Origin of the sequence: Chryseotalea sanaruensis (assembly GCF_003990915.1) — a bacterium.
Taxonomy (GTDB): Bacteria; Bacteroidota; Bacteroidia; order Cytophagales; family Cyclobacteriaceae; genus Chryseotalea; species Chryseotalea sanaruensis.
On record NZ_BHXQ01000002.1, the window covers coordinates 100,243 to 126,065 of the forward strand.

Genomic DNA, 25,823 nt, shown 5'->3' on the forward strand with positions numbered 1-25,823 from the left:
ATACCTGTTGTACTATTAATTAAGCTGATTTCAAAGCTTCTGCACCAGCAACGATTTCCAAAATCTCTTTGGTAATAGCTGCCTGACGTGTACGGTTATAAGTCAGTTTAAGTTCTTTCAATAACTCACCGGCATTCTCTGTTGCTTTGTCCATCGCGGTCATACGTGCACCATTCTCTGAGGCGTTAGAATCCAACAAGCCTTTGAATAATTGCACCTTCAATGACTTAGGAATTAAGCCAGTGATAATCTCTTCACGATCTGGTTGATAAATGTAATCCACCTCTGACGTTTTCTTTCCCTCTTGGGCCGGTGGCTTAACCGGTAAGAACTGCTCAGTGCGTAAAATTTGAGTAGCTACATTCTTAAATTCGTTGTAAACTATTTCAATTTTATCATAACGACCAGCTTGAAACTCAGTCATTAGAAATTCAGCGGCTTTAGCAGCTTGTTCAAAAGTAAGGTTAGAAAATAAAGTTGAGTAATCGCCTACCAAGTTTACTTTACGCTTTCCGAAAAATTCAAAAGCTTTTCTGCCAATAGGCAAAATAGTAACGTTGCCTTTATCGTACTGTGACTGATACTTTTCTGCAATCACTCTCAACACACCTTTAAAAATGTTGCTGTTAAAAGATCCACACAGTCCACGATCAGAGCTTATCGCAACAATCAAAACCTTTTTTTCTTCACGAACCTGGCTGTACCAAGCATCGCTTGAATTATCGCCTTGCGCTGAAGAAAGATTCTGAAGAATAGAAGAAAGCTTTTGGGCAAAGGGGCGCATTTGGGTAATGCGATCCTGGGACCTGCGCAACTTGGCTGCCGCAACCATTTTCATGGCCTTGGTAATCTGCTGCGTAGAAATCACAGAGGTGATTCGTCCTTTTACTTCCTTTAAGTTAGCCATATCTTCAATTAGTCGATTTGAAAATTTGATGATTTGAAAATGAATTCATCTTCAAATCACCAAACTGAAATAATTTTCAAATTAATATTTTGATGCTAAATCTGTAGCTACCTGCTTAATAATGGCCACGTCTGCATCTTCAAATTTACCAGCGCGCAAATTGTCAAGCACGTTACGGTGACTTGCATTCATCAACTCAGCAAATTCTTTTTCAAACTGTCTTACTTTATTTACAGGCACTTTATCAATAAAGCCACGTGTTGAAGCGGTGATGATAGCCACTTGTTGCTCTACAGAAACAGGTGCATACTGATCTTGCTTTAATATCTCTTGATTTCTTCTACCACGCTCGATTGTCAATTTAGTAGCCGCATCAAGGTCAGAACCGAACTTAGCAAAGGCTTCCAATTCGCGGAACTGTGCCTGATCAAGTTTCAAAGTACCCGCTACTTTCTTCATTGATTTAATCTGAGCCGAACCACCCACACGTGATACAGAGATACCTACGTTAATCGCAGGACGGATACCAGAGTTGAAAAGGTTTGTTTCAAGGAAGATCTGACCATCAGTAATTGAAATTACGTTGGTAGGAATGTAAGCTGAAACGTCACCAGCTTGTGTTTCAATTATAGGAAGAGCAGTTAATGAACCACCACCTTTTACCAAATGCTTGATAGAGGCCGGAAGGTCATTCATATTTTTCGCGATCTCATCGTTGTTGATGATTTTCGCAGCTCTTTCCAATAAGCGAGAGTGTAGGTAGAATACATCACCAGGGTAAGCTTCACGTCCCGGAGGTCTTCTCAATAGCAAAGAAACTTCACGATAAGAAACTGCCTGCTTAGACAAGTCATCGTAAATAACCAAAGCAGGACGACCGGTATCGCGGAAGAACTCACCAATGGCTGCACCTGTAAAAGGAGCAAAGAACTGCATAGGTGCAGGATCTGAAGCAGTTGCCGAAACAATAACTGTATAAGGAAGAGCACCAGCCTTTTCAAGTTCGGCAGCAACAGAAGCTACTGTAGAACCCTTCTGACCTACGGCTACGTAGATACAATAAACAGGCTGACCTTTTTCGTAAAATTCTTTTTGGTTGATAATTGTATCAATCGCTACAGCAGTCTTACCTGTCTGGCGGTCACCAATGATCAATTCACGCTGACCACGTCCGATAGGAATCATCGCATCAATCGCCTTGATACCTGTCTGAAGTGGCTCATTTACCGGCTGACGGAAAATTACACCAGGAGCCTTACGCTCTAGTGGCATATCGTAAAGTTCTCCAGCAAGCGGTCCTTTACCATCAATAGGATTACCTAATGTATCTACTACACGACCAAGCACGCCATCACCTACTTTTACAGAGGCAATTTGCTTCGTGCGTTTTACTGTATCACCTTCATGAATGTCTTGAGAATCACCCAACAATACCGCTCCTACGTTATCTTCTTCAAGGTTCAATACCAGGGCCTTCAAGCCATTGTCAAACACTAAAAGTTCACCAGCTTGTGCTTGTGTTAAGCCGTAAATACGAGCTACACCATCACCAACTGTTAGTACAGTACCAACTTCTTCAAGTTGTGCTTCAGTGCGTGAGTTGGAAAGTTGCTCACGCAATATTGCTGATACTTCTTCTGGTCTTATCTCTGCCATATGTCTTAATTCAAAATTTCAAATTCAAAATTGTCTCTCTGTTTCAAGCCTTCTCATCAGAGGAAGGATTGTGGTGAGGTTTATAGTTCTTTTATATAAGGGTTGTAGCTAAACTTCACTTTCAATGCCTTCAGTTTGTTTTTCATGCTGGCGTCAATCTGGCGATCACCAACATTTAATACGAAACCACCAATCATATCAGCATCTACTTTTTCAATCAACTCAACTTCTTTTTTGTCACTTATCTTCTTCACCATCTCGCCAAACTCTGCACGCAACGATGCATCAATAGGTACAGCTGTTGTTAAAGTAGCTTTGCCAATGCCCTTGTAAACATTAAAGGCATTATGAAACTGCTTGGAGATATCAATGAGTATACCCTCACGATTTTTACGCGTAATGATATCGAAAATAGCGAGTGTCAATGGATGAACCTTTCCTTTAAAAAGTTTTTCAAGAATATCTCGCTTCTTCTCGTGTCTGATGATCGGATTTTTGAGCATAAGCGCAAATGCACGGTTCTCGTCAGCTACTTTGGCAAACAACAACATATCGTTGTGCACTGCATCAACGGCATTCTGCTCTACTGCTAATCCAAGCAGCGACTTTACATATCTGGAGGCAACACGGGTTTCGGCCATGTGCTTAGTTTAGTTTTAGTTCTTTAATATAACCGTCAACAAGATCCTTCTGTGCCTTATCACTAGAAAGGTTCTTCTTCATGAGCTTTTCAGCAACTTCTAATGAGAACATCGCCACTTGCGTACGAACATCCTTCATCGCTGCCTGCTTTTCAATGTTAATGGCCTGACGCGCATCTTCAATGATTCTATCTGCTGTTTTTTTAGCATCGGCTGCTGCTTCATCTTTCATGCGGTTAACAGCATCTCTTGCATCTTTTAACATTTTGTCACGCTCTTCACGTGCCAGTTTTAAAAGCTTTTCGTTATCAGACTTTAGCGTAGCAATCTCCAAACGAGCTTGCTCTGCTGTATTCAATGCTTCTGTTATTGATGTTTCACGTTCTTTTAATGAAGCAAGAATAGGTTTCCAGGCTAAGAAATATAGCAATACAACTAGCGGGAAGAATATAATGGCTTGCCAAATGATCAGGCCAGAGCCGGGGGTTAGTAATTCCATACGATTTCGATCGTTACGTTGTTAAAGAAAACGAGTTCCGCCAAGTGCGGAACTCCGTTTTTTTTACTTCAAGAATGAGATAAGCAGGCAAATAACCAATCCGAAAAGAGCGGCTACTTCAATAAGCGCTGCAATAACAAGCATCGCTCCCTGAATTTTACCAGAAGCTTCTGGCTGACGAGCCATACCCTCCATGGCAGCAGCACCGATTTTACCAATGCCAAGGCCTGCGCCAATTGCTACAAGACCAGCACCGATTCCAGCGCCCATAATTGCAAGACTCATGTCTGCTAAAAGTGCTAACAACATAAACTATTTATTTAAAGTGAAACAAAAACTACTCTTAATGGTGGTCATCGTGAGCGTGCTCAGCAACAGCCATTCCTATATACAATGACGAGAAGAGCGTAAATACATACGCCTGAATACCCGCCACTAATAATTCAATTAAGTTAATGAACATCACAATCAGTGATGAACCAATACCAACATATGCACTGCCAAATACGAAAGCCAAACAAATTAAGCTTAACAATACTATGTGCCCAGCAGTAATCGCAACAAACAAACGTATAGTCAATGAAATAGGCTTGGTGATAATACCCAGAATTTCAACAGGCAGGATAACCAACCTTAAAGGAAGAGGCACACCAGGTGTCCAGAAAATATGCCCCCAATATCCTTTGTTACCGCTTACATTGGTGATCACAAATGTACCTATCGCCAACACTGCCGTTACCGCAATGTTCCCCGTAAGGTTAGCCGCACCTGGCAATAAACCTAAGAGGTTACCAAAAAGGATAAAGAAGAAAAGCGTTAATAAATAAGGGAGATATTTCTCGTATTTGGGACCAATGTTTGGCTTTACTACTTCGTCACGAACAAATACAATAATGGGCTCAATAAATGCCTGAATACCTTTAGGTGCCTTCCCTGCATTTTTCTTGTAGCCACGCGCTACTGCAGACAAAATCAAGATCATTAAGGTAGCATTGATAAACAGCATCGCTACGTTCTTGGTAATAGAAAGATCTAAAACCGACTTTCCTGAATCTGCTAGGTAAATATGATTATGATCTAGCTTGTAGCCGTTGTACTCAACAATATTGTGGTGCTCATCATAAAAATTGTGTGATGAGAAAGACTCCAAACCACGCTCGGCTGAATAAACAATAACAGGTAGATATAATGTGCCATAATGGCCATCGAAGAAATGCCAGATATGGTCGTCCAATACGTGGTGTAAAATAACCTCGCTGGCATTAAAAGCCTTGGTAGAATCGTTCGATTCAGCAGCAAAAGAAGCCTGCGATAAGCCTAAGAAAAGCACCACCAGCAAAAGCTTCGAAAACACCTTTATTTTATCGAAAAAAACGCTCATTTTGGCCTAAAGGGGGTTAAAAACGACCGCAAAGGTATGAATTAAAGCATGCTGAAAAAATGTTTTGAAAAATATTTGGTAAGGGGCTTATCTGCCCCTTTTCAGGAAGAGGTATAATACCTGTATGGTTATGAAAATCAGGCAGTTAATGAGGAAATATACAGCATTTGCCTTAATCCCTTCCTGGTCTGCATAGAATACAAAGGCCAGGTAGCCCAACCAGACCAAAAGTTGCAGGATTATGCTCACCAAATAGATAGTGGTAAAAGTTTCCGGAGCCTGTATCGCCATCAGTTTTCTTACCGACACCCAAATACTAATGGACAGTAGTAAGGTCGTTTGCAAATAATAAGAAGGCTTCCAGGTATCTGGAATCATAAACGTACTCACTAGGAGTACAGCGCCCGTAATAAAAACGAGAAGCAGGATAAATCTAAGCACTTCAGTCCTTATTTAGGGATCGGTAAATTTGGTAAAGCATACCACCAAAGGCCAAAAAGCCGAAGATGAGCATGAATGCCGGAAAAGTGATGGATAAGTATTGATCTAATGTATACCCTAACCAGCCTGCCAAACCAATACCCAGCAAAAGCTGCAAGGCAAGGTTGCTATACTTTAAATAGCTGTTAGATGGATTTGGCTTGTTGGCTGAACCCATTATCGGCCATTATCTTAATTTCCTTGATGGTAGCGCCCATTTTACAAGTCCCATTAAACACCGCTCCAGGCTCAACAATCAATTTTCCAGTGCTGATATCGCCATTAATCACGGCTGTTGCTTTAAGCACTAAGACCTCTGAAATCTCCAATCTTCCTTTTACCTCTCCCTCTATATCAGCATTTTGTGCTATAACATTGCCTTCCACATGCGAAAGATTGCCCAAGGCTACTTTAGATTTTGACTTTACGTCACCCTTTATCTTACCCTCGATACGGATGTTTCCGTAAGTCTCAATATTACCTTCCAGGTAAGTGCCCTTACCGATAGTGTTACTGGAACTGCTTAGTTCTTCAGCTGCGCGTTTTTGTTCTTTAGTGTTTAGCATGGCTTTGCAAATAGGGTTTGTTAGTTTAAAAAGTAACGAAATCCTCCGGGTTAAGGGAGTTTCCGTTGTACCATAATTCAAAGTGCAGGTGCGGACCGTTTGTCAACTCACCGCTATTGCCAACGATAGCGATGATTTCACCAGCATTAACAAATGTACCAACTTTTTTATATAGATGAGAATTGTGCTTATAAACCGAGATCAGGTTGCCTTTGTGCTGCAGCATAATAACATGCCCGCTGTCTTGCGTCCATGACGAAAAGATCACCATCCCATCAGCTACATTTTTAACAGGTTCGTTCACTTTGGCTACTATATCTACACCCAAATGGGCTTTTTTAGCATCGTACTTATCTGAAATAAACCCGTCAATCGGAGTGAAGAAAAACATGGATTGTAGTTCCTGGTATTTAACTGCCGTGTTGGTTATTAATGATAATTCCGATTGCTCAAAATTTCTTCTAAAACTCGAATCTGTCGAACTTATTGCGAGGGTCGAGGGCCTCACCAAAGGTTTATTTTCATTTCGAAGCGCTTCAGCCGGGTCGTTAAAAGTACTAGTATCACCGCTCAATACGCGTTGAAAATTAGCAATGAATTGATCTTTTCTATCCACCTCTAAGGCAAGTGAATCTACTCTCATTGCAAGGGAAACCAACTCACGGTTGGCCTGTGCCTGAGCAAATTCAGGATCGAACCACTTAGCTAGAATTGTTTTGCTAAGAAAAAGGCATAGTGCCAACAATAGCACAAAAAGTATGACTGAAAAAAGAATAACTTTAGAGCCCGTTATCCCTATGGCATGACGCTCAGCAAAGTTTTCCTCATTGCGAAGAATTAGCTGATAACGTGTGGCCAGGCGGTTAGATAGGGTTTTACGTGCTTTCACTATGCTCAATTTTTTGACAAAATTAGTTATTCCTGCTTATTAACATACTCATCTCTTCGGCCAATGCGTTTTGTAACCAATAAACGACTTCTTGTGAAGATTAATATAGCCTCACTTTGCATCGCTATTGGATTACTCCTGTCTGGCTGTTCTGCCGAAAGAAATACTGTAACCAGTAAAGCCTTTCACAACCTGGCTTCACATTACAATGGCTATTTCTATGCTGAAGAAGAAATGACAAAGGTGGAGCTGGGTTATGCCAAAAGCATGACTGACGATTATAATCGGATTTTGCGTTTATACCCAAAACTCGACTCTACTCAATCTGCATCATACGACAAAGAATTGAAAGAGGTTGTGAAGATGGCCTCTCTCGCCATTCAATACCATAAAAATAGTAAGTGGGTTGACGACAGTTATATACTAGTAGGTAAAGCAAGACTCTACGCACTAGATTGGGGTAATGCCATTCAAACTTTCAAATTTGTTAACACTAACAGTAAGGATAAAGATGCACGCCACCAGGCCATCATAAATCTAATCAGAACTTTTACTGAACATGGCGAATACAATAATGCAAAAGCTGCAGCTGATTTTCTACAAAAAGAAGAGCTTAACACTGAGAATAAAAAGCAGTTGTTTTTAGAACGCGCATACCTGGCACAAACCCAAAATGATTTAGATAAAATGGTGTTTAACCTTACTCAGGCTGCTCCCTTACTTCAAAAGAAATCAGACAGACCAGGAAGAATTTATTTCATTATTGGCCAGGTGTATCAGAAACTTGGCTTTGAAGCACAAGCCTACAATTATTATAGAAAATGTTTGGGTACTCACCCTGAATATGAGGTGGATTTTTATGCTCGTCTCTACTCAGCCCAAGTAACTGAAATCTCCAGAAGTAGAGATATTTCTACAGCCCGAAAATCTTTTAAGCGTTTGCTGAAGGATAGTAAGAACAGAGACTTCAAAGACAAAATTTATTATGAAATGGGGCTCTTTGAGCGAAAGCGTGGCAACATTGAGCAGGGTGTAGAATATTTAAATCAAGCTATTAGAATTGGCAACAACAAAAGAGTTGATGGAGAAGCCTACCTGCGTTTGGGTGAAATGAACTACGACAAAAAAAAGTACGAATTGTCGCAAGCCTATTATGATAGTGCTGTTAAAACACTACCTGTGGATTATGAAGGTATTGCCAGTATAAAAAAGCGACAAGAAATTTTGAACGAATTTGTTCAGCACCTTACCACAATACGTTGGCAGGATAGCTTACTCGTCCTCTCTCAAATGGACACTGCCGCACTACGCTTGCAAGTTGAGGCAGCAGTAAAAGCCAGCATGAAGCCTGAGTTAGAGGGGAAGAAAAAGAAAAAATCTAATAGAATTAATATCGAACAAGCACCCACATCAATTTTTGCTACAGATCCTAACGATGCCGGTAATGAAAACAGCACTTGGTATTTTGCAAATGCCACCGCAGTTGCACTTGGACAAACTGAATTTGCACGCGTGTGGGGTAATATTGCGTTAGAAGATAACTGGAGAATTTCGCAACGGGCCACCGCCAGACCTCAAGCATCTATCAATGATGTAGAGGCCCCTCAATCAAACAACAATGCAAACGAATCAACCAATAGCCAGGCAAGCAACATTGAAACAGCTCTTGTAAAAATTAAAGAACAACTCTTAGATACAGATGAGAAAAAAGAAGCGTCATTAAAGATGATTGAAGAGGCTTACTATATGCTAGGCGATATCTATTCGCTTAAACTTGAGGAACCAGCCAATGCTATTGAAACATATAACACCTTATTGAAACGGTTTCCAGAAACAGATTACAGAGCCGAAGTACTTTATCGATTATATATACTGAATAAAGAAAGTAATCCAGATGGAGCTAATGCCTTTGCGAATATTCTCAAAAGCGATTTTCCCGAATCATCATGGACCAAAATCTTGTTAAACCCTGATTACCTTACAGAAGCTGGTAAAGTGGCTGTGAGACAAAAAGCTTTATATGCTGTTGCCTACAATTACTACACAGGTGACGTTTACGATTCTGCCAATGTAATCCTTCAAAATGCAAAAATGCTTGGACTAAGCACCTTCACTCCCAATCTTGAATTGTTGGAAGCCCTTGTTAGTGCTAAAACGGAAGGTGTTGAAACCTACAAACAAAAACTGCAGACTTTTACTGAAATCTACCCGGAGCACCAACTGTATGCTTATGCTAAGAAGCTTTTAGAAGCTGCAGAAAAAAAGTTGATTTCAGAATCAACAACTACCGCAATAAAATACGAAACTGAACTACTGGGACAGCATGTTTTTGTTATTGCCTTCAATAAACAAGAAGGTCTTTCAGATGCATTACAAAATGCATTACAGGCTTTCAATAAACAGCATTATACACAGCAAAACTTTAGCATGAGCAATACTAAGCTCACTGAAGACAAATTTATATTCATGATATCTGGCATTTCAGACCGTTTAGCGGCAAAAGCGTATATCAATTTGTTTAATGAGAAGTTAGCCGCAATGAATGCACTTAAAAATTATAATTTCAATAATTTTGTTATCTCAGAAGAAAATCTTGACACACTAAAGCGAACCCAGGCACTAAATGAGTACCTCATCTTCTATAAGCAAAACTATCAAACAGAAAATCAATAGCTTCCTGCTTCTTGAAAAAAGCTGGTTGAAAAAACTATTTACATGGTTTTGGATATTGTTCCTGGCTGCTATGATAGGATTCCCTATCTACATCTATTCCGTAAGTATCGACTTATTCGGACTTTTTGGAGGTATGCCTAGTCTTAAAGCTATTGAAAACCCTGAAAACGATCTTTCTTCAGAAATCATCTCAGCAGATGGTACTTCTCTAGGCCGATATTTCCGCTACAATAGAAGCCAGGCTAGCTATCATGATTTATCTCCCGAGCTAGTAAACACACTGATTCTATCAGAAGATCATCGCTTTTACCAACACAGCGGTATGGACTTTGTAGCCTACCTCCGTGTTTTGTCGGGAATACTTACCCTTAATCCGAAGGGTGGTGGAAGTACAATCACACAACAACTCGCAAAAAATTTATATACACAGAATCCAGATATGGGTCTGGATGGTACTTTTTCAAAATTAGGAAAGTATCCACGAAGGGTAATTCAAAAAACTAAAGAGTGGATTATTTCTGTTTATCTGGAACGCAATTTTACCAAAGAAGAAATTCTGGCCATGTATTTAAATACAACCACGTTTGGAAATAACACCTATGGTATTAAGGTGGCGGCAGAAACCTATTTCAATAAATCTCCAGATAGTTTAAACATACAAGAGTCTGCAGTGCTTGTTGGAATGCTCCAAGCAGTAACACGTTTTAATCCTGTTTCAAATCCGGAGAATTCATTTAAGAAAAGGAATGAAGTATTGGCCAAGCTTTTCAGATATGGCTACATCAAAACAAGAGAAGAATACGATTCTATAAAAGAACTTCCAATAGAATTAACTTATAAGGTGCAAAATCAAAATGAAGGACTAGCCCCTTACTTCCGTACAGTTATACAAAATGATCTGATGCGTTGGTGCAAAGAGAATGGTTATGACTTATGGGATTCAGGTTTAAAAATTTATACAACCATTGACAGCCGCATGCAGCGCTATGCCGAAGAGTCGATGAGAGAACACATGACTTATCTGCAAAAAGATTTTGCACAAAGCTGGGAAGGCAGGGATCCGTGGATAGATGATAACTATGCACCTATCAAAGGTTTTCTCGATTCACGGATTAAACAAACCGAAACTTATAAAAGTCTGGTGGCACGTTATGGTGAAAACTCTGACTCCTTAAAAATAATGCTGAAGCTTAAAAAACCTATGCGTGTTTTTTCATGGAATGGAGAAAGAGATACTTTGTTTAGCTCAATGGATTCGCTTAACCATTATAAAAGGTTTTTACAAGCTGGCTTCATGTCAATGGATGCACATACAGGCGCCATTAAAGCATGGGTTGGTGGCATTGATCACAAATACTTTAAGTACGATCACGTAAAACAAGGCAGACGCCAACCGGGATCAACTTTTAAAGCATTCGTTTATGGAACAGCTATTGAAACAGGTTACACACCATGTCAACGTCTGCCCGATATTTCTCCGAGTTTCGATTTGCCGAGTGGAACCTGGAGACCATTGAATGCTGAAGGTGGTTATGGTGATGGCACACGTTACACCTTGCGTCAAGCAATGGCACGCTCAATTAACTCAATCTCTGCACAACTTATTCAAAAAGTAGATCCTGTAAATGTTGTTGACTTCGCTAAACGTACTGGCATAACAAGCCCATTAGAAGCTGTACCCTCTTTATGTCTGGGTGTTAATGATGTTTCACTTTATGAATTAGTTGGTGCTTATTCAGCGTTTGTAAATCAGGGAATTTATACAATCCCCTACTATATAACACGTATTGAAGACAAGCACGGAAATGTTATTGAAGCTTTTACACCAAAAACACGCCAAGCAATGAACGAGCAAACTGCCTATAAAATGGTTTACATGTTGCAAGGCGGTATTCAAGAAGAAGGTGGTACTTCAAGAGGTTTGCCAAGAGAGCTTAAGATTGATAACGAGATTGGTGGTAAAACCGGTACAACCGACAATGCCTCTGATGGTTGGTATATGGGTATCTCGAAAGATTTAGTATCAGGTTCATGGGTAGGTGGAGACGAGCGCAGCATTCACTATCGCTCATGGTCAAGTGGTTCGGGTGGTAAAACTGCAAGACCTATCTGGTCTAACTTTATGATGAAGGTTTATGCAGATGCATCACTTCCTTATAAAAAAGGGAAATTCAAAACGCCTGACTCGGGTATAGACATTACGTTGGATTGTGAACAATACGAAGTGGTTGAAGATCCTGAGAATACAGAAAGCTGGTCTCAAGATGATATTCGTTAACAATGAATGACGAAAGTGCAAGAGCGTTAATCAATATCCTGCCGGAATCACCAGGTGTCTACAGATATTATAATGATGTAGATGTACTCATCTATGTAGGTAAGGCAAAAAATATTCGCAAGCGAGTAAGCAGTTACTTTTCCAAAACAGCTGGCATTAGTAGAAAAACATTAAAGCTTGTTTCTGAAATTGAGCGAATCGAGTATACCGTTTCTAACAACGAGTTTGATGCATTATTACTCGAGAACAATCTCATTAAACAAAATCAGCCTAAGTATAATATATTATTAAAGGACGATAAAACCTTTCCTTATCTCTGCATACTTAAGGAGCGCTTCCCAAGAATTATCTACACAAGAAAATACATTCCACAACAAGGAGAGTATTTTGGGCCATTCTCTAGTGTTGTCGCTATGAAGAGTGTCCTGGAACTTGTCCAAAAACTTTATGCCATTCGAACATGTTCACTGTTATTGAGTGAGCAGAATATTAAATCGGAAAAATTTAAAGTCTGCCTCGAGTTTCATTTAGGCAACTGTAAAGGCCCCTGTGTAGGCAATCAGCAAGAGCATGATTATTTGGAAGACATTGCACAAGCCAGACATATTCTAAAAGGCAATCTAAGTATTGTTGCCCATTACTTCCAAGAACAAATGGAAGCTTTTGCGGCAGCAATGAATTTTGAGCGTGCTCAATTTTTTAAAGAGAAGATTTTGTTATTGGAAAAATACCAGAGCAAATCTCTAGTGGTGAACCGCGCAATCACTGATGTTGATGTTATTACCCTGGTGTCCAACGATAACACGTTATACATTAATTTCTTATTGCTGAAAGAAGGCGCCATTATATTTTCTAAAACAGTATTTGCACAGAAACGTGTTGATGAAGCAGATGAGGAAGTGTTAAGCACAGTTGCTCAGGAACTTCGTGAGCAGGCTAATAGTCAAAATAAAATTATTCTGAGCAACATACCATTAAGCTTTGTAGCAGAAGGTGTAGAGAATACAGTGCCTCAGATAGGTGACAAAAAGAAACTAATCACTTTGTCCGTAAAAAACGCACTTGAATTAAAGCGTGAAAAAGAAATATCAAAAGAAGGTCGCAAAACCAAAAACAGAGAAGTACTTGAAATTCTGCAAAGTGATCTTCAGTTAAAAACATTGCCCATTGTAATTGAGTGTTTCGACAACTCGAATTTTCAGGGTACATCTCCCGTTGCCTCCATGGTACGCTTTGTCGATGGAAAACCTGATAAAAAAGGTTATAGGCACTTTAATATTAAAACCGTAGAAGGCCCCAATGATTTTGCATCGATGAAAGAAATTGTTGGCCGTAGGTATAAAAGATTAATTGAAGAACAAACTGCCTTGCCTGACCTGATAATTGTTGATGGGGGTAAAGGGCAACTCAGTAGTGCAGTGGAGGCACTTAAAGAATTGAGCGTTTATGGACGTGTACCCATTGCAGGCATCGCCAAAAGACTGGAAGAAATATATTTACCAGAAGACACACTTCCGCTTCTCATCAACAAAAAATCGCCAGGATTAAGGCTCATCCAGCAAATGCGAGATGAGGCGCACAGGTTTGCCATCACTTTTCATCGATTGAAAAGATCTAAAGTGAATAGCAGTTCATCATTAGAAGAAATAGAAGGGCTTGGAAAAAAGACAGCTGAGAAACTATTGAAGCATTTCAAATCGCTGAAGAAAGTAAAAGCAGCAAGTGTAGAGGAGCTAACGGCACTGGTAGGGCCCAGCATAGCAGAAAAGATAAAACAAGTGCAATAAAAAAGGGAGTGAAATCACTCCCTTTTTCTTTATACCTATTATAACTATGGGATTAATACTCCCAAAGATTATGTTCCTTTTCCATTAAGAGATTTTCTTGGCGGTATACTTCATAAACACCCTCAAATCTATTTCCACCACTTGCCTGAATCATACCAATGATATCGATATCATCTGGGTTTTCAACTTTGGTAATGTAACCATGGAATAATCTTAACAAAATAGCGTCTGCGAAGTTTTTGTTTTGTGCAGTGTTTTGGCGGTTAAACCAAACTGCCTTCTCCGGATACTGACGGAACTTTGCTTCCAGGTCTTTATATCTAACAATACCTACTTGCTTGTAGAAGCCAGCTATATCATCAAACACTTGCATAGAGATTGATTGAATATCGTAATAAAGTCTTGATCTTCTTTTATCGAAAATCAAATCTTCGTTAACAACCAAACGAGTTACATCTCTGGCTTCAAAAGTAAGGGCCATACCTTGTTGTGTAACAGCCCACTCACCGTTAGGAGACTCCTCAGGATTTACACCTGTATTATCCACTTGTGCTTCGTAGTTTTTACCGTTAAACTTTCTGATATCACCCTGATAGGTAGCTTCAGAAGGATTCCATTCCGGATACTCTATCGCCTGATTTCTAACTAGGTTAGCAATTGCTTCCTCCTTTGTAAACTTAGTCTTGAGAGAATCATCTTTATAAAGCTCTAACTCACCACTCTTTACTAAGTCAAGCATAAGTTTAGTTACCTCACCATTTCTGGCGAAGAAACCTTTATTTTGCTTTTCTAATAGATCGACCTGTCTCCACACCTTTACCTTATAATGTTGCTCATAAAGCGCAATAGGGTCAAGTGAATTAGGGTTATACTGTTTTTCCTCAGGCTGCGCTAAAGCAGCACCCGAAGAAAGGGCTAGAACAGCGACAGCAAGAATTCTCTTATTCATAATTTATTATTTAACCAATATCTGAACCATGTCAGATGTATTTGTAGGAACAGTTTCGTCTCCTCCTTTGAAAGTTCTGCGTACAATAGTTTTTGGTTCTATTGAAATAACATCACCAGGACGCAATGCACCAAGACCTTTCAAGTCAATAATTTCACTTGAGTAATTAGGAAGCGTACCCACTGCAGTACCACCTCTTACTAAGTAAACATTCATCTGACGAATTCTGAAGTTAGCGTCTTTAGGAACTTCTTCCTTAAAGTTTGCTTCAGCCTCTGCGTTTACCTTAATCTGAGGTGAGTTTGCACGGATACCTTGCTTAGGATCAATATCACGGCCAGATGCGTCCTTTGCTATTACACGCGGACGTGGAATAGGCTTCGCTTCAAAATTTACTGAGCCTAGACCAGCACCACCATTAGCCACATTAACTGCGAACTTACGCTGTGAAGGAATGATAGTAACGATACCGGGCTTATTACCTTTTTGAATTTCAGAACCTGTGCTACTAAAAGTAGGATTGAAAGCTGGGCCAAGGCCACTTACTTCAAAAGTTACAGCATTACCACAGTTCATATAGAGGCGTGGAGCATTACCTGTAGTTACTTTAATGATAGGTTCAGCCACAAAGTATTCAATTGTACTAGAGAACGTAGTGTCTGCTAGTTTAATATCAGCCTTAAATGATTTTTTAGCTAAGCCGGTGGATTTATCATATCCGCCACCACTCGCTACAAATTCCACTTTACCAATTGGAATACCTGAAGCAGAAGTAGCGTTGGCCAATTTCGTGCCATCGCGATAAAATTCAGGTGTTACTGCAGATGCGGCTCCAGTGATAAACATTTCAGCTTCGTACTTAGTACCTGCTACAACTGTAGAAGACTTTGGTAATACCATTGGAACGAATTTATCGAAACGAATAGTACCAACATTAGCATCCGCTGCCAGTCTGGATAAAGCTTTACTTTCGTACTCCAATACTTCAGTCTGGATCTGGGTAACAGAAGCCAAGGCTGCAATAGGAGGTGTGTTTTCGAACATGAAAGTTCTGAAGTCTTTATTCGCATGCTTATCGTTGCCTTTAAACATATCAATTTCTTCAGGGGACTTAGTTAGTTTCTCGAATTTTTCTTCAGGACACAATGAGCTGATTTGCGCAACGTAATCATTAAGAAGCTTTTCAAAACCAACACCATGCGGTGAGCGAGGGTCAATCATCATAGTGGCCACTTTAGAACCGTGGTTATTGATGAAATTATCATCGATCTTATCAGTGCCCGAAGCCTTCAGCATTTCTGCCTTAAGGTTGTCGATGCTAGCAAGAGTTGTTTTGGTTAACTCTCTTACTTTACCTGCATTTTCCTTTGCTTTAAGAACTTTAGGGTTTTGACTTTTCCCTGCTTCTTCGATAATATTATTAAACGTAGTTTGGTTTTTAATATTACCATCAACAATAAGTTCGTCAAGTGTTGCGTGGATGATGGCAAATTTCTCTAATACGGCACTACTTACCTGGAGAGCCAAAAGGGCTGTGAGCACCAGGTACATCATACCAATTAGTTTTTGCCTCGGGGTTTCCTTACCACCTGCCATATTTAATTGAGTTTAGATCTTGTTAACTAAAAATACTAAGACAATGAGCAATGAAATATTACTGACCGCTACCTTTCATGGCAGTTAACATGCTGCCGTACACTTTATTAAGTGAAGTCAGGTTGTCAGTTAATTTTCCTAATTCGTTGGTGAACTTGGCGGTGTTATCACCTACTTTAGAAAGACCATTCATAGCACCTGTTAAGCTTTCATAGAACTTGTTCATGTTCTTAACGTGGCTATCCGCATCCTTTAGCTCCATCTCATATACTGAGTTAAGCGCTGCAAGGTTCTTGGTAACTTTCTGTACCTGAGCGTGGTATTCGCCAGTATCTTTAGAAGCATCTGCCATTGCAGAAACGGCCTTCATGGCTGATCCGTAAGAGGCATTCATATCTGACAATGATTTTGAAGCAGTTTGTACGTTTTTAGCGTAATCGTTCGTTGCTACAGCAGCATTTGCCAAGTTAGACATCTGTGAAGCAGACGTAGCCAAGTTTGTCAAACCTTTTCCAAGGTTATCCAATAAGCCTTGATCAACTTTTGCATTCTTCAGCATGTCATCTATTCTTAATAGAGCAGAATCACCAGCAGCAGGGGCACCAGCTTTACGCACAGTTGGCGTTGCAGGAGCACCTTCAAAGTCTTCAGACAATTCAGGGTAAACTTTTGACCAATCTGGTTCTTTGTGAGGCGGTTCAAAGGCGCTCAGGAAGAAGATCGCTGCTTCAACAAGTAGACCGACCATCAACATTTGGTCAGCACCTGTTAGGTGAAGAATTTTAAATAAAGCTCCGACAATTACCACGGCTGCACCAATACCGTAAACTTTGGGCATAATGGTTTTAAAGAGAAGCTCAACAAATCCGCCTTTTTTCTTGCTCATTGTAGTATGGGTTTAAATCTGATGTTTAACGTTTTTTAAATATAGAGAGACTTTTTAAATATTAAAATTCTTGTCCGGAAGAGCGACCCAAGTGAGTCATTGCGCAACGGAATCCTATGTAAGCACGTGTTGAATCTTTGAATTCGAAAGTACGTGTACCGGTTTCAAGGTAGTATGCCACATCCTTCCATGAGCCACCACGAATAACCTTTTTAGGTGCAATTTTCTCGTTGTATTTTTTACTATTCGGATCAGTGCGCTCATCAATATACTGCGGGTTCAAATCCCAAACAGTAGGAACTGAGGCAGCATAGAAATCGTCCAGGCACCATTCTGATGCATTACCTGCCATATCATAGAGGCCATAATCATTAGGAAAATATTGGGCAACGGGTGCTGAATAGGCAAAACCATCATCAAAGAAGTTACCTCTGCCAGGCTTAAAGTTAGCCAACATACATCCCTTTGAGTTACGGATGTAAGGGTTACCCCAAGGATATTTTGCTAAATCGCGACCACCTCTTGCTGAATATTCCCACTCAGCCTCTGAAGGCAGACGGAAAGCAGGCATTGGAGGCTCACCATTTGTTTTGCGGAATTCATTCCAATAAGCAGTTCTCCACTCGCTGAAATAAGTTGCTGCATCCCAGTTAATACCTACAACAGGATAATCATCGTAGGCTGGGTGCCAGAAATAATAATCCTGAATAGGGTCGCCCATGTGGTGAGCAAAGTCTTTTACCCAAACTGTTGTGTCGGGATAGAAACTCTGTCTGAAATCTTCAGTTGAGGGTGATTCAAAGCCTTCAATAGCTCCGTTTTCGTACAAATGCCAGTTTACGAACTGACGGTACTCATTATTAGTAATCTCGGTATCGTCCATAAAGAACGGACCAATAGTTACTTGTTTGTTATAGTTAATCTGAGTTGAGGCAGGGTCTTCATCAGCCTGACCCATGTGGAAAGTTCCGGCAGGAATAGGCACCATACCGAGGGGTATTACCATTGCCCAACCTTCACGGCCGGCAACGCCAATTACCTGACCTTCATCTCCTCCACTTTGCCCCAAGCCTAGCAGGCCGCAAGCTCCTGCCACGAATCCAGCAAGAATTAAAAAAATCCTTCCGAGGGTTGTCTTATTCATAGTACGCAATTTGATAGTCGAAATAAGTTGTTTCTAAATAGGTTCACAAATTCTACAAAATTGAACGAAATCCAAAATTAAAAAAAAGCACTTAGTGCCTATACCTTGGCGTTCGAACGATTTTTTTACTTGTACCGGGGCTAACGGGTAAGTCATAGCTAATCATAACCTCGTGAGATGTAGGCTGTTTAGCTGCCTGATCTTTAACCACATAGTCCATTGAGTAGCCTAATCTTAATGATTTATCTTTTAATAAGCTGTAGCCTAATAAAATAGAAACAGCTTCTGATTGCCTGAACGACAGGCCACCCCACATCGTATTTTTATAAAATGCCAATCCCGATAGATCGACAGATGTCTCGTTAAGATCCGTTTTTACCCATGTAGTGAACAGGAAAGTAAGATCGAAACTCATGTCATAGTAATAGCCACCGGTGAAATTCACGTGGTTTTCTAACGCAGCCCTTGTTGCATCAGCGCCAAAATCAAATTCAGACTTAAGCAAGTGGTTAAATCCAACACCAGCATAATATTTTTCGGAACGATAAAAAAGACCAAATCCAAGATCCGGTTTAATTTGAGATTCTTTGCCTTCGGTAATGTTTGGGTCGCCCCCATCTACGTAACGATAAATTCTGCCATTAACTGTTTGCGAAAACATGCCAACCTTGATACCAATGCTTAATTTATTGTCTTTAATACCTAAATGGTATGCATAATTAACTTGTGCTTCCAGGCTGTTTAGTGGACCGCTGATATCGTTCATGATGTAAGTACCGAAGCCACTATGTAATTTGAATATAGGTGTATTGAAGCTAACTAATTGAGAAACAGGCGCATTTCCTTCACCAAAACTTGGTTGGTATCCTAGCCATTGGCTTCTGTGTACTGCAGAAATACGCGTAACACCATCAACCCCTGCAAATGCAGGTGTTAAGTACATGTTATTAAACATGTAATGCGTAAACAGTGCGTCTTGCTGAGCTTGAACACTGAAAGCCGCAAAAAATGTTATCGCGAGAGCGGTATAAAACGACTTCTTTGACATGTATTACTAAAACAGATGCTAAAGTAAATGTTTTTTATCGATACAATCAACATTGAGGTGTTAAAGTATTTTAAAAAACACTCAATTCTAAAACACCGATAATGAATGAGTTATCGAATTCCGTTAGCCTTCTTTATATATATTTCGAGCGCTCCTGTCATGCTTGGGGCATTTGGAAGCGGGGCTTCAATATCTAAAATCAAGCCCGCATCGCGTGCTGCCTGGGCCGTTGTAGGACCAAACGCTGCAATTCGGGTGTTATTTTGTTTGAAATCAGGGAAGTTTTGAAATAGTGAAGTAATGCCTGAAGGGCTGAAAAAAGCCACTATGTCATAAAAAACCTCTTTCAGGTCGGAAAGATCAGATGCAACAGTATTATATATTATTGCTTCCGTAAAAGAATAACCATGCTGTTTAAAAAAATCAGGGATATCGTTTTTACGAATGTCTGAACAGGGAAAAAGATATTTCTCGTTTTTATGCTTTTTCACTAGTTCCAGTAAGTCGACAGCAGTTTTAAGGCCTGTGAAAATCTTACGCTTTCTGATTACGATATATTTCTGCAGGTAGTTGGAGGTCTGCTCTGATACGCAGAAATACTTCATATCAGCAGGCATTTCAATTTTTAGCTCACCACAGATGGTAAAAAAGTGATCAACAGCGTTTCTGCTGGTAAAAATGATCGCTGTATGCTGTAGTATGTCTATCTTTTGTTTCCTAAATTCCTTAACAGGAACCGGTTCAACCTGAATGAAGGGTCGAAATTCTATCTTAAGGTTAAATTTTTCAGCTAACTTAAGGTAAGGAGAATTTGTATCTGCTGGAGCCTCTTGTGTAACCAAAATGCTCTTCACTTTTCGCATTCTGTCCGTAGCAATTTCACTCATATCAACACCTGGGTAGTACTAGTAATACAGAATTTTTAAAATAATTAGAGAGGGTATTATTTCTGTGGCACAAAGGTACGAAAATAAATGGAATGGACTTATGCGAGCTTTTGCCGCGATTTTGAAAAACGCCAAAACAATCCACATAACCAGTACAGAGCCAGTGGCCATGTAGAAAAAATTAATCCAGCCTGGTCCTGCTGTGCGAGTAAGTATACTAATAGTTAATAGAGAGACGGAGAATCCAACAAATAAGAAAAATAATCTTGTCCAGTTAAAAAATTGCATTCCGGCCACATCGCGTAGCTGAAAAAGTGTGGCGAAAAGGTAGATGGTCAGCATTTTAACGCTAAAAATCAAAATCACTAACAAGCTTAGCAAAAGCCAATCACGCATAAGATCAGGTAAGGAATCTGGCTTGATTAACAGCTTATCTGGAAGATGTACAAACAAGAGAAGCAAAAAAAAGGCAATAGTGAGGCTGCTAAATCCAAAAAATAAAAAATTGCCACTGCTTGTAATCCTTGTGTAAACAATATTGTCTTCACTTTCACGCATGGAAAATATTTTGCTAACGGAAAAATAATCTGAAGCCAGCTTAGGATTGAGCTTAACAATGAGAATAAGCAATAGCAAAATGATGCTTGCTCCAATTAGAACGAAATTGGTAAGAAAAGCAGAAGGTCGTTTTTCGTAAATAGATTTTGAGGCTACCAAAGGGTATCTGACAAGCTGGGTGAGCAGCGAAGTCTTCTCTATCTTTTCTTTACTATAGATACTGATGGTGAAAGTTGTTTTTGCAAGGGCCCGTCTTAAGCTATCTATCGAAATCAGTAATGACTTTTGATCTGCCCAAAGCAGTTGCTGGTCAACAAATAGGGAAAAAGGTATTGTAGATTTTACCTTTAAATAATCACCACTTCCTAAAGAAGCCTTTTGTTGAATATGAACAGATTTTGCTTGCAGCGCCTCATCGAATTTAACATAACCGGAATCAGTGTATACAAACCAGTCCTGCTGCAAGTCACGGCTTACTTGTTCGTTTTGGGCAAACAGGCTGAAGTGAAGAAGAATTGCTAAAAACGGTAAGAGTTGCTTCATGGAATGAAGTGCAAAAATAGGACACTTTCGGCAGCCGCAAAATGCATGTAACTTTGCTGCATGGCAGGCGTTTATTTTCACATTCCCTTTTGCAGGCAAGCGTGCCATTATTGCGACTTCCATTTCTCTACCAATCAGGGGCTTAAGGCTGAGATGGTTGAGGCAATACTGCAAGAAATGGTGCTACGGAAAGATTACCTTATTGAAGAAAGAATAGACACAATCTACTTTGGCGGTGGTACACCCTCCTTACTCGCGGCAAGCGAAATTGCAAAACTCTTAGCAGCGATTCAAAAACATTTTATAGTTCTACCAGGTGTTGAAGTTACCCTTGAGGCCAACCCTGATGATCTGGATTTCGACACACTTGTTGCTTTTAAAAGCGTTGGCATAAACAGGCTAAGTATTGGTATACAATCATTTCACAGTCACCATTTACAGTTTTTGCATCGTGTACACAATGCCGATCAAGCCAAAAACTGTGTTCAGGATGCAAGAAAGGCCGGCTTCGATAATATTAGTATTGATTTAATTTACGCCCTTACCAACGAGACTGATGAGGAGTGGCGCGAGGATATTAGACAAGCCTTACTTTTAGAGCCTGAACACATTTCGAGTTATTCCCTTACTATTGAGCCTCAGACTGTTTTTGGAAAGTGGGCAAAGACAGGAAAGTTACGTGTGACTGATGATGACGTGGCCGCCCGACACCTGGAAATATTAATTGAACAACTCGAGGCTAGTGGTTATGAACATTACGAAGTTTCAAATTTTGCCAAAGCCGGATTTCAATCAAAGCACAACAGCAGCTATTGGAAAGGCGCGAAATATCTTGGGCTGGGCCCGAGCGCACATTCTTATAATAAAGTGAGTCGTCAGTTTAATGTTGCTAATAATCATGCGTACCTGCGTTCCATTAAAAGTGGGGAAGTTCCATTTGAAAAAGAAATTTTAAGTCGTGCAGATAAGGTGAATGAATATATACTTACCAGCCTGCGAACCAGCTGGGGTTGTAATTGTGACTATCTTAAAAATGAATTTGATTATGATTTGCTTCTTGAGCAGTCTGCCTATATTCAGGATATAATTAAAAATGAATACGCCCGACTTGACAATGCAGTGCTTTCATTGACCAAGAAGGGGAAATTGCTGGCGGACAAAATTGCTTCAGATCTTTTTATAAGTTTATGATCATCTCGTTTACATTTAATAACAAACACTACCGTGCAGATTTGCAGGATGGCATTGACATCTCCATTCCATTAAAGAGCGGTGAAGAAAATCCGAACTGCTATTATGCTGATACACCTCATTTTGAAGTAATCCGGGCCGGAAATTTTGTTGGTAGTGTAAAGGAAGGTGGTGTAGTTAATCACAGAAAAATAACTTTTACACCGCATGGCAACGGCACCCATACTGAATGTTACGGTCACATCGATGCGGATGAAACTGCTACAATTAATAAAAGACTGAAAAATTCGCATGCACTTGCAGCTGTTGTTAGTTTAACGCCTGTAGTATCAGCAAATGGCGATAGCATACTTACATTAGATACCTATAAAGAAAAAATGAGGTATGAAGATGCTTCCGCAATAGTTATTCGAAGTCTGCCAAATGATACCAGTAAACTAACAAGGCAATACTCAGGTACAAACCCACTCTATATTGATGCTGCGCTTGCTGCTTATCTAGCCGAAAAAGGCGTTGAGCACTTATTGCTAGATTTACCCAGTGTAGATAAAGAAGTGGATGAAGGGAAGTTGGCTGCACATAGGGCTTTTTGGAAAGCTGGTAATGAGAGTCGAAAACATTGCACCATCACTGAAATGGTGTATGTACCGAATCATGTGCAAGATGGGCTTTACTTATTGAATTTGCAGATCGCGCCCTTTGAAAATGATGCAAGCCCAAGCAAACCCGTTTTGTATAAAGTGACAGAATTTCTACCTTGAACATTACTTAGTGCTGAGTGCCCCTTATGGAAAAATCATCGGAAGAGAAGCGAGTTTATTTATTATTGAAGGCTGTTATCTTTCATTATCACGGACTTGATGAAACTGAGAAGCGAGACCTTGATAAGACTGCTGAAGATTTGCAGGCACCTGAAGAATATAAGTGGGCCTTGGATTTTGTGGCCGAAGATTACATTACCGCCTTTGATCGCGCCCGCGATTATTTGAATTTAATTATCAGCGATTACACTAAGGATAAACGTGTTGAACTCATTAACATGGTCTGGCAAGCCAATAACTTAAAGGGCTACGTAACCGAAATGGAAGCTACAGCTATGCTGAAGCTCGCCAAAGATTGGAATGTGCAGAAAGAGTTGGTTGATCTGGTGTTGAAATAAGTCCTTTACAAAGACATCATATCCTTAAACTTAGCTGCTTGTCTGCGGCTTACTTCCACTTTATCACCTCCACGCAAACGCACCATCAGGCCTCCGTTGAACCAGGGCTCTATACCTTCTACCCAACTTAAGTTTACAATGTGTTTACGGCTGGCGCGGAAGAATGCTCTTTCATCAAGTTTTTCGTCCAATGCGTTAAGCGATTTATGGATCATTGGTTTATTCGTATCAAAATAAACCTTGATGTAATTGCCGTCCGACTCGAACATGCGCACGTTGGATAAACTTACAAACCAGCAACGGTCTCCATCTTTTACAAATACCTGATCATTAAGGCCAAGCTTTTTATCACCATTGGCAATGATCTCTTTTTTCTCTTTTTCTTTTTGAAGTATTTTTTGGATAGTCTCTGATAAACGTTCAGGCTGAATAGGTTTCAGCAAATAGTCCAAAGCACTTACATCAAAAGCTTTTAGCGCATATTCATCGTAGGCCGTTGTAAACACCACCAGTGGCACTGAATCGAGCATTTCAAGTAATTGAAATCCGGTTTTGCCGGGCATTTGTATATCTAGAAAAAGAAGATCAGGATTAAGCGTTTCAATCATTTCAAATGCCTCATCAGCATTTTGCGCCTCTCCTACCACCTCAATTGCCGAATGATCTTCCAGCAATTTCATCAACTCTTTACGGGCTAGGCGTTCATCATCTACGATCAGGGCTCTCATGCGAATGCGGGATTATAATTTCAGTTAGTACAAAAGTATCGTTTTCATTCTCTATTTTGAAAGATGCATTTTCACCATAGAGCAATTTAAGGCGTTGAGCGGTATTTTTAAGGCCTAAGCCGCCCTTTCTTTTGATTCCATTTACGTGGTATTCGTGATACTGACCACTATTGCGGATCTGAACGTGCAGCTTATTTTGCTCAACAAAAGTTTTTACTTCAACAATACCTCCTTCAGTTAACTTGGCAATGCCGTGTTTAATTCCATTTTCAACCAAGGTTTGGATCATTAATGGTGGCACCAGAAAGTCTTTGGAGTCAGGATGTATGTCGAACTCTGTTTTAAGCCGCTCTTCAAAGCGAATGGTTTCCAGGCTTAGGTAGTCTTTCACGATTTTCAATTCATCATCGAACTTAGTAAGCCCGATCCGATCTACTGCCAATGAATTACGTAAAATGTTAGAGAGGTGGTTGATTGCTTGTTTTGATTTTTTCGGATTCTCATCCACCAATGCTCTTATACTATTTAGTGCGTTGAAAATAAAATGTGGGTTAAGTTGTGATTTCAGGTTCTGCAACTCAATCTCGATACGCGATGTTTCGTACTTGAGTGATTTATTATATTGCTCTACAAAATAGTAAGCGAAATAAAATACAGACCACAGAAAGAAGAAGATTGTAAAGGATGACCATCCATAAATAATCTGAGATGGATTAAGTGTTAATTCCGGATTATATTCTCTTCCGGAAATAATAAAGGCTAAGGGCTGCAATGCATACGCAAGCAGTGCCATTATCACTACAGTAAGTAGTACGCGTGGAATAAGTGCGGGGAGTGGCAGCTTCATCCAGCGAAAGCGAGAAACCAAGAGGTAGCGAAGCAGATGGGTAAGCAGCAAACATAACAATGCTTCTAACAAAAAGAAGACTATACGTTTACTGTTAATTGCTCCGGAAAAAATGGTGAAAAAGACAATCTGAAGAATGGCATAGAGTATCCATCCTCCAATTTGTAAAGTCCAATATAGTCTTTGTTTATTCACCATGTTTTTAAACCACAGTTAAAAAGGCAATATGTGTATGGTGAAATTTTATACTTGAGGATTCTATTATAGATAATTAAACTGCAAAAGGTAAAAGAAAGTAAGTCCGGTTGCAATGATAAAAATCCAGGTGGTAATGACTAAAGATTTTTTATGCTGTGCAAGCTTTGGTTCACTTGCCAGCTGATTAAAAATGAAAGATAATCCCGCCAGAGAGTATAATGTAAATTCGAGCATTCGTTGCTGATACAATTGAAATATACCAAAAGCTAAAAATATGGCTCCAAAGAGGTATTGTCGTTGTTGTGCGTTCATGTTACAAAAATACAGGTTAA

General features: G+C 39.9%; 26 protein-coding genes. 6 read left to right on the top strand and 20 right to left on the bottom strand.

Going from position 1 to position 25,823, the window contains the following annotated elements; genetic code table 11:
* Positions 1-19 precede the first annotated feature (19 nt).
* From atpG to SanaruYs_RS04965, 10 genes are all read right to left on the bottom strand, one after another.
* On the bottom strand, positions 20-907 hold the full coding sequence (atpG, locus tag SanaruYs_RS04920; protein ID WP_127121424.1) for an ATP synthase F1 subunit gamma: 888 nt from the start codon (positions 905-907) through the stop codon (positions 20-22).
* An 81-nt stretch (positions 908-988) separates the two neighbouring features.
* Positions 989-2,563 (bottom strand): F0F1 ATP synthase subunit alpha, encoded by a 1,575-nt coding sequence (gene atpA, locus SanaruYs_RS04925; protein WP_127121425.1) that lies wholly within the window; start codon positions 2,561-2,563, stop codon positions 989-991.
* An 80-nt stretch (positions 2,564-2,643) separates the two neighbouring features.
* On the bottom strand, positions 2,644-3,204 hold the full coding sequence (gene atpH / locus SanaruYs_RS04930) for an ATP synthase F1 subunit delta (protein ID WP_127121426.1): 561 nt from the start codon (positions 3,202-3,204) through the stop codon (positions 2,644-2,646).
* Positions 3,205-3,208: 4 nt separating this feature from the next.
* A complete protein-coding gene (gene atpF, locus SanaruYs_RS04935) occupies positions 3,209-3,703 on the bottom strand; it encodes a F0F1 ATP synthase subunit B (RefSeq protein WP_127121427.1) in 495 nt (164 codons plus the stop codon).
* Positions 3,704-3,766: 63 nt separating this feature from the next.
* Positions 3,767-4,012, bottom strand: a complete 246-nt coding sequence (gene atpE, locus SanaruYs_RS04940) for an ATP synthase F0 subunit C (RefSeq protein ID WP_127121428.1) — start codon at positions 4,010-4,012, stop codon at positions 3,767-3,769.
* 34 nt (positions 4,013-4,046) lie between these two features.
* Complete coding sequence (gene atpB, locus SanaruYs_RS04945; RefSeq protein WP_127121429.1) at positions 4,047-5,084, bottom strand: F0F1 ATP synthase subunit A; 1,038 nt, start codon at positions 5,082-5,084, stop codon at positions 4,047-4,049.
* An 87-nt stretch (positions 5,085-5,171) separates the two neighbouring features.
* Entirely contained in the window at positions 5,172-5,525 is a 354-nt protein-coding gene (locus tag SanaruYs_RS04950; protein ID WP_127121430.1) for a hypothetical protein, read from the bottom strand.
* Position 5,526: 1 nt separating this feature from the next.
* Positions 5,527-5,742, bottom strand: a complete 216-nt coding sequence (locus SanaruYs_RS04955; protein WP_127121431.1) for an AtpZ/AtpI family protein — start codon at positions 5,740-5,742, stop codon at positions 5,527-5,529.
* Positions 5,711-6,130: a bactofilin family protein gene (locus tag SanaruYs_RS04960; protein ID WP_127121432.1), complete on the bottom strand. Its 420-nt coding sequence runs from the start codon at positions 6,128-6,130 to the stop codon at positions 5,711-5,713. Before SanaruYs_RS04960 ends, SanaruYs_RS04955 begins: the two co-directional genes overlap by 32 nt.
* Before the next feature lie 25 nt (positions 6,131-6,155).
* Entirely contained in the window at positions 6,156-7,019 is an 864-nt protein-coding gene (locus SanaruYs_RS04965; protein ID WP_246011846.1) for a M23 family metallopeptidase, read from the bottom strand.
* Between the two features lie 93 nt (positions 7,020-7,112).
* Here SanaruYs_RS04965 and porW point away from each other — a divergent pair, with 93 nt between their 5' ends.
* From porW to uvrC, 3 genes are read left to right on the top strand one after another with little or no spacing between them, the layout of a single operon-like run.
* The gene (gene porW, locus SanaruYs_RS04970) at positions 7,113-9,692 is read left to right on the top strand and encodes a type IX secretion system periplasmic lipoprotein PorW/SprE (protein WP_160118585.1); all 2,580 of its coding nucleotides are present in this window, start codon (positions 7,113-7,115) and stop codon (positions 9,690-9,692) included.
* Entirely contained in the window at positions 9,643-11,970 is a 2,328-nt protein-coding gene (locus SanaruYs_RS04975) for a transglycosylase domain-containing protein (protein ID WP_127121434.1), read from the top strand. The genes porW and SanaruYs_RS04975 overlap by 50 nt, the downstream gene beginning before the upstream one ends.
* 2 nt (positions 11,971-11,972) lie before the next feature.
* Positions 11,973-13,757: an excinuclease ABC subunit UvrC gene (uvrC, locus tag SanaruYs_RS04980; protein WP_127121435.1), complete on the top strand. Its 1,785-nt coding sequence runs from the start codon at positions 11,973-11,975 to the stop codon at positions 13,755-13,757.
* 52 nt (positions 13,758-13,809) lie between these two features.
* Here uvrC and porN read toward each other — a convergent pair whose 3' ends face one another.
* The 7 genes from porN to SanaruYs_RS05015 all read right to left on the bottom strand — a co-directional run bounded on the left by porN (position 13,810) and on the right by SanaruYs_RS05015 (position 21,368).
* Positions 13,810-14,706 (bottom strand): type IX secretion system ring subunit PorN/GldN, encoded by an 897-nt coding sequence (gene porN / locus SanaruYs_RS04985; RefSeq protein ID WP_127121436.1) that lies wholly within the window; start codon positions 14,704-14,706, stop codon positions 13,810-13,812.
* Between the two features lie 6 nt (positions 14,707-14,712).
* Positions 14,713-16,302, bottom strand: a complete 1,590-nt coding sequence (gene porM / locus SanaruYs_RS04990; RefSeq protein ID WP_127121437.1) for a type IX secretion system motor protein PorM/GldM — start codon at positions 16,300-16,302, stop codon at positions 14,713-14,715.
* A gap of 58 nt (positions 16,303-16,360) precedes the next feature.
* Positions 16,361-17,188 carry a type IX secretion system motor protein PorL/GldL gene (gene porL / locus SanaruYs_RS04995; RefSeq protein ID WP_127121438.1) on the bottom strand — a complete coding sequence of 276 codons (828 nt, stop codon included), beginning with the start codon at positions 17,186-17,188 and terminating at the stop codon, positions 16,361-16,363.
* A 61-nt stretch (positions 17,189-17,249) separates the two neighbouring features.
* Positions 17,250-18,332 (bottom strand): T9SS ring complex lipoprotein PorK/GldK, encoded by a 1,083-nt coding sequence (porK, locus tag SanaruYs_RS05000; protein ID WP_127121439.1) that lies wholly within the window; start codon positions 18,330-18,332, stop codon positions 17,250-17,252.
* Positions 18,333-18,423: 91 nt separating this feature from the next.
* Complete coding sequence (locus tag SanaruYs_RS05005; RefSeq protein ID WP_127121440.1) at positions 18,424-19,380, bottom strand: PorP/SprF family type IX secretion system membrane protein; 957 nt, start codon at positions 19,378-19,380, stop codon at positions 18,424-18,426.
* A 110-nt stretch (positions 19,381-19,490) separates the two neighbouring features.
* Entirely contained in the window at positions 19,491-20,267 is a 777-nt protein-coding gene (locus SanaruYs_RS05010) for a uroporphyrinogen-III synthase (protein ID WP_127121441.1), read from the bottom strand.
* Between the two features lie 18 nt (positions 20,268-20,285).
* Positions 20,286-21,368 (bottom strand): DUF4271 domain-containing protein, encoded by a 1,083-nt coding sequence (locus SanaruYs_RS05015; protein ID WP_160118586.1) that lies wholly within the window; start codon positions 21,366-21,368, stop codon positions 20,286-20,288.
* Between the two features lie 60 nt (positions 21,369-21,428).
* On the opposite strand from SanaruYs_RS05015, the gene hemW reads away from it, so the two are divergent.
* From hemW to SanaruYs_RS05030, 3 genes are read left to right on the top strand one after another with little or no spacing between them, the layout of a single operon-like run.
* Complete coding sequence (gene hemW / locus SanaruYs_RS05020) at positions 21,429-22,559, top strand: radical SAM family heme chaperone HemW (RefSeq protein WP_127121443.1); 1,131 nt, start codon at positions 21,429-21,431, stop codon at positions 22,557-22,559.
* Positions 22,556-23,320: a cyclase family protein gene (locus SanaruYs_RS05025; RefSeq protein WP_127121444.1), complete on the top strand. Its 765-nt coding sequence runs from the start codon at positions 22,556-22,558 to the stop codon at positions 23,318-23,320. Before hemW ends, SanaruYs_RS05025 begins: the two co-directional genes overlap by 4 nt.
* Positions 23,321-23,346: 26 nt before the next feature.
* The gene (locus tag SanaruYs_RS05030) at positions 23,347-23,718 is read left to right on the top strand and encodes a hypothetical protein (RefSeq protein WP_127121445.1); all 372 of its coding nucleotides are present in this window, start codon (positions 23,347-23,349) and stop codon (positions 23,716-23,718) included.
* 5 nt (positions 23,719-23,723) lie between these two features.
* Here SanaruYs_RS05030 and SanaruYs_RS05035 read toward each other — a convergent pair whose 3' ends face one another.
* From SanaruYs_RS05035 to SanaruYs_RS05045, 3 genes are all read right to left on the bottom strand, one after another.
* The gene (locus SanaruYs_RS05035; RefSeq protein ID WP_127121446.1) at positions 23,724-24,446 is read right to left on the bottom strand and encodes a LytR/AlgR family response regulator transcription factor; all 723 of its coding nucleotides are present in this window, start codon (positions 24,444-24,446) and stop codon (positions 23,724-23,726) included.
* The gene (locus tag SanaruYs_RS05040) at positions 24,424-25,491 is read right to left on the bottom strand and encodes a sensor histidine kinase (RefSeq protein WP_127121447.1); all 1,068 of its coding nucleotides are present in this window, start codon (positions 25,489-25,491) and stop codon (positions 24,424-24,426) included. Before SanaruYs_RS05040 ends, SanaruYs_RS05035 begins: the two co-directional genes overlap by 23 nt.
* 63 nt (positions 25,492-25,554) lie before the next feature.
* Positions 25,555-25,803: a hypothetical protein gene (locus SanaruYs_RS05045; protein ID WP_127121448.1), complete on the bottom strand. Its 249-nt coding sequence runs from the start codon at positions 25,801-25,803 to the stop codon at positions 25,555-25,557.
* Between the last annotated feature and the right edge of the window lie 20 nt (positions 25,804-25,823).

Bases quoted from the DNA above. Each gene is read 5' to 3' on its own strand.
- atpG (WP_127121424.1), bottom strand. From the start codon at position 907: ATGGCTAACTTAAAGGAAGTAAAAGGACGAATCACCTCTGTGATTTCT.
- atpA (WP_127121425.1), bottom strand. From the start codon at position 2,563: ATGGCAGAGATAAGACCAGAAGAAGTATCAGCAATATTGCGTGAGCAA.
- atpH (WP_127121426.1), bottom strand. From the start codon at position 3,204: ATGGCCGAAACCCGTGTTGCCTCCAGATATGTAAAGTCGCTGCTTGGA.
- atpF (WP_127121427.1), bottom strand. From the start codon at position 3,703: ATGGAATTACTAACCCCCGGCTCTGGCCTGATCATTTGGCAAGCCATT.
- atpE (WP_127121428.1), bottom strand. From the start codon at position 4,012: ATGTTGTTAGCACTTTTAGCAGACATGAGTCTTGCAATTATGGGCGCT.
- atpB (WP_127121429.1), bottom strand. From the start codon at position 5,084: ATGAGCGTTTTTTTCGATAAAATAAAGGTGTTTTCGAAGCTTTTGCTG.
- SanaruYs_RS04955 (WP_127121431.1), bottom strand. From the start codon at position 5,742: ATGGGTTCAGCCAACAAGCCAAATCCATCTAACAGCTATTTAAAGTAT.
- SanaruYs_RS04960 (WP_127121432.1), bottom strand. From the start codon at position 6,130: ATGCTAAACACTAAAGAACAAAAACGCGCAGCTGAAGAACTAAGCAGT.
- SanaruYs_RS04975 (WP_127121434.1), top strand. From the start codon at position 9,643: ATGAGTACCTCATCTTCTATAAGCAAAACTATCAAACAGAAAATCAAT.
- uvrC (WP_127121435.1), top strand. From the start codon at position 11,973: ATGAATGACGAAAGTGCAAGAGCGTTAATCAATATCCTGCCGGAATCA.
- porN (WP_127121436.1), bottom strand. From the start codon at position 14,706: ATGAATAAGAGAATTCTTGCTGTCGCTGTTCTAGCCCTTTCTTCGGGT.
- porM (WP_127121437.1), bottom strand. From the start codon at position 16,302: ATGGCAGGTGGTAAGGAAACCCCGAGGCAAAAACTAATTGGTATGATG.
- porL (WP_127121438.1), bottom strand. From the start codon at position 17,188: ATGAGCAAGAAAAAAGGCGGATTTGTTGAGCTTCTCTTTAAAACCATT.
- porK (WP_127121439.1), bottom strand. From the start codon at position 18,332: ATGAATAAGACAACCCTCGGAAGGATTTTTTTAATTCTTGCTGGATTC.
- SanaruYs_RS05005 (WP_127121440.1), bottom strand. From the start codon at position 19,380: ATGTCAAAGAAGTCGTTTTATACCGCTCTCGCGATAACATTTTTTGCG.
- SanaruYs_RS05010 (WP_127121441.1), bottom strand. From the start codon at position 20,267: ATGAGTGAAATTGCTACGGACAGAATGCGAAAAGTGAAGAGCATTTTG.
- SanaruYs_RS05015 (WP_160118586.1), bottom strand. From the start codon at position 21,368: ATGAAGCAACTCTTACCGTTTTTAGCAATTCTTCTTCACTTCAGCCTG.
- hemW (WP_127121443.1), top strand. From the start codon at position 21,429: ATGGCAGGCGTTTATTTTCACATTCCCTTTTGCAGGCAAGCGTGCCAT.
- SanaruYs_RS05025 (WP_127121444.1), top strand. From the start codon at position 22,556: ATGATCATCTCGTTTACATTTAATAACAAACACTACCGTGCAGATTTG.
- SanaruYs_RS05030 (WP_127121445.1), top strand. From the start codon at position 23,347: ATGGAAAAATCATCGGAAGAGAAGCGAGTTTATTTATTATTGAAGGCT.
- SanaruYs_RS05035 (WP_127121446.1), bottom strand. From the start codon at position 24,446: ATGAGAGCCCTGATCGTAGATGATGAACGCCTAGCCCGTAAAGAGTTG.
- SanaruYs_RS05040 (WP_127121447.1), bottom strand. From the start codon at position 25,491: ATGGTGAATAAACAAAGACTATATTGGACTTTACAAATTGGAGGATGG.
- SanaruYs_RS05045 (WP_127121448.1), bottom strand. From the start codon at position 25,803: ATGAACGCACAACAACGACAATACCTCTTTGGAGCCATATTTTTAGCT.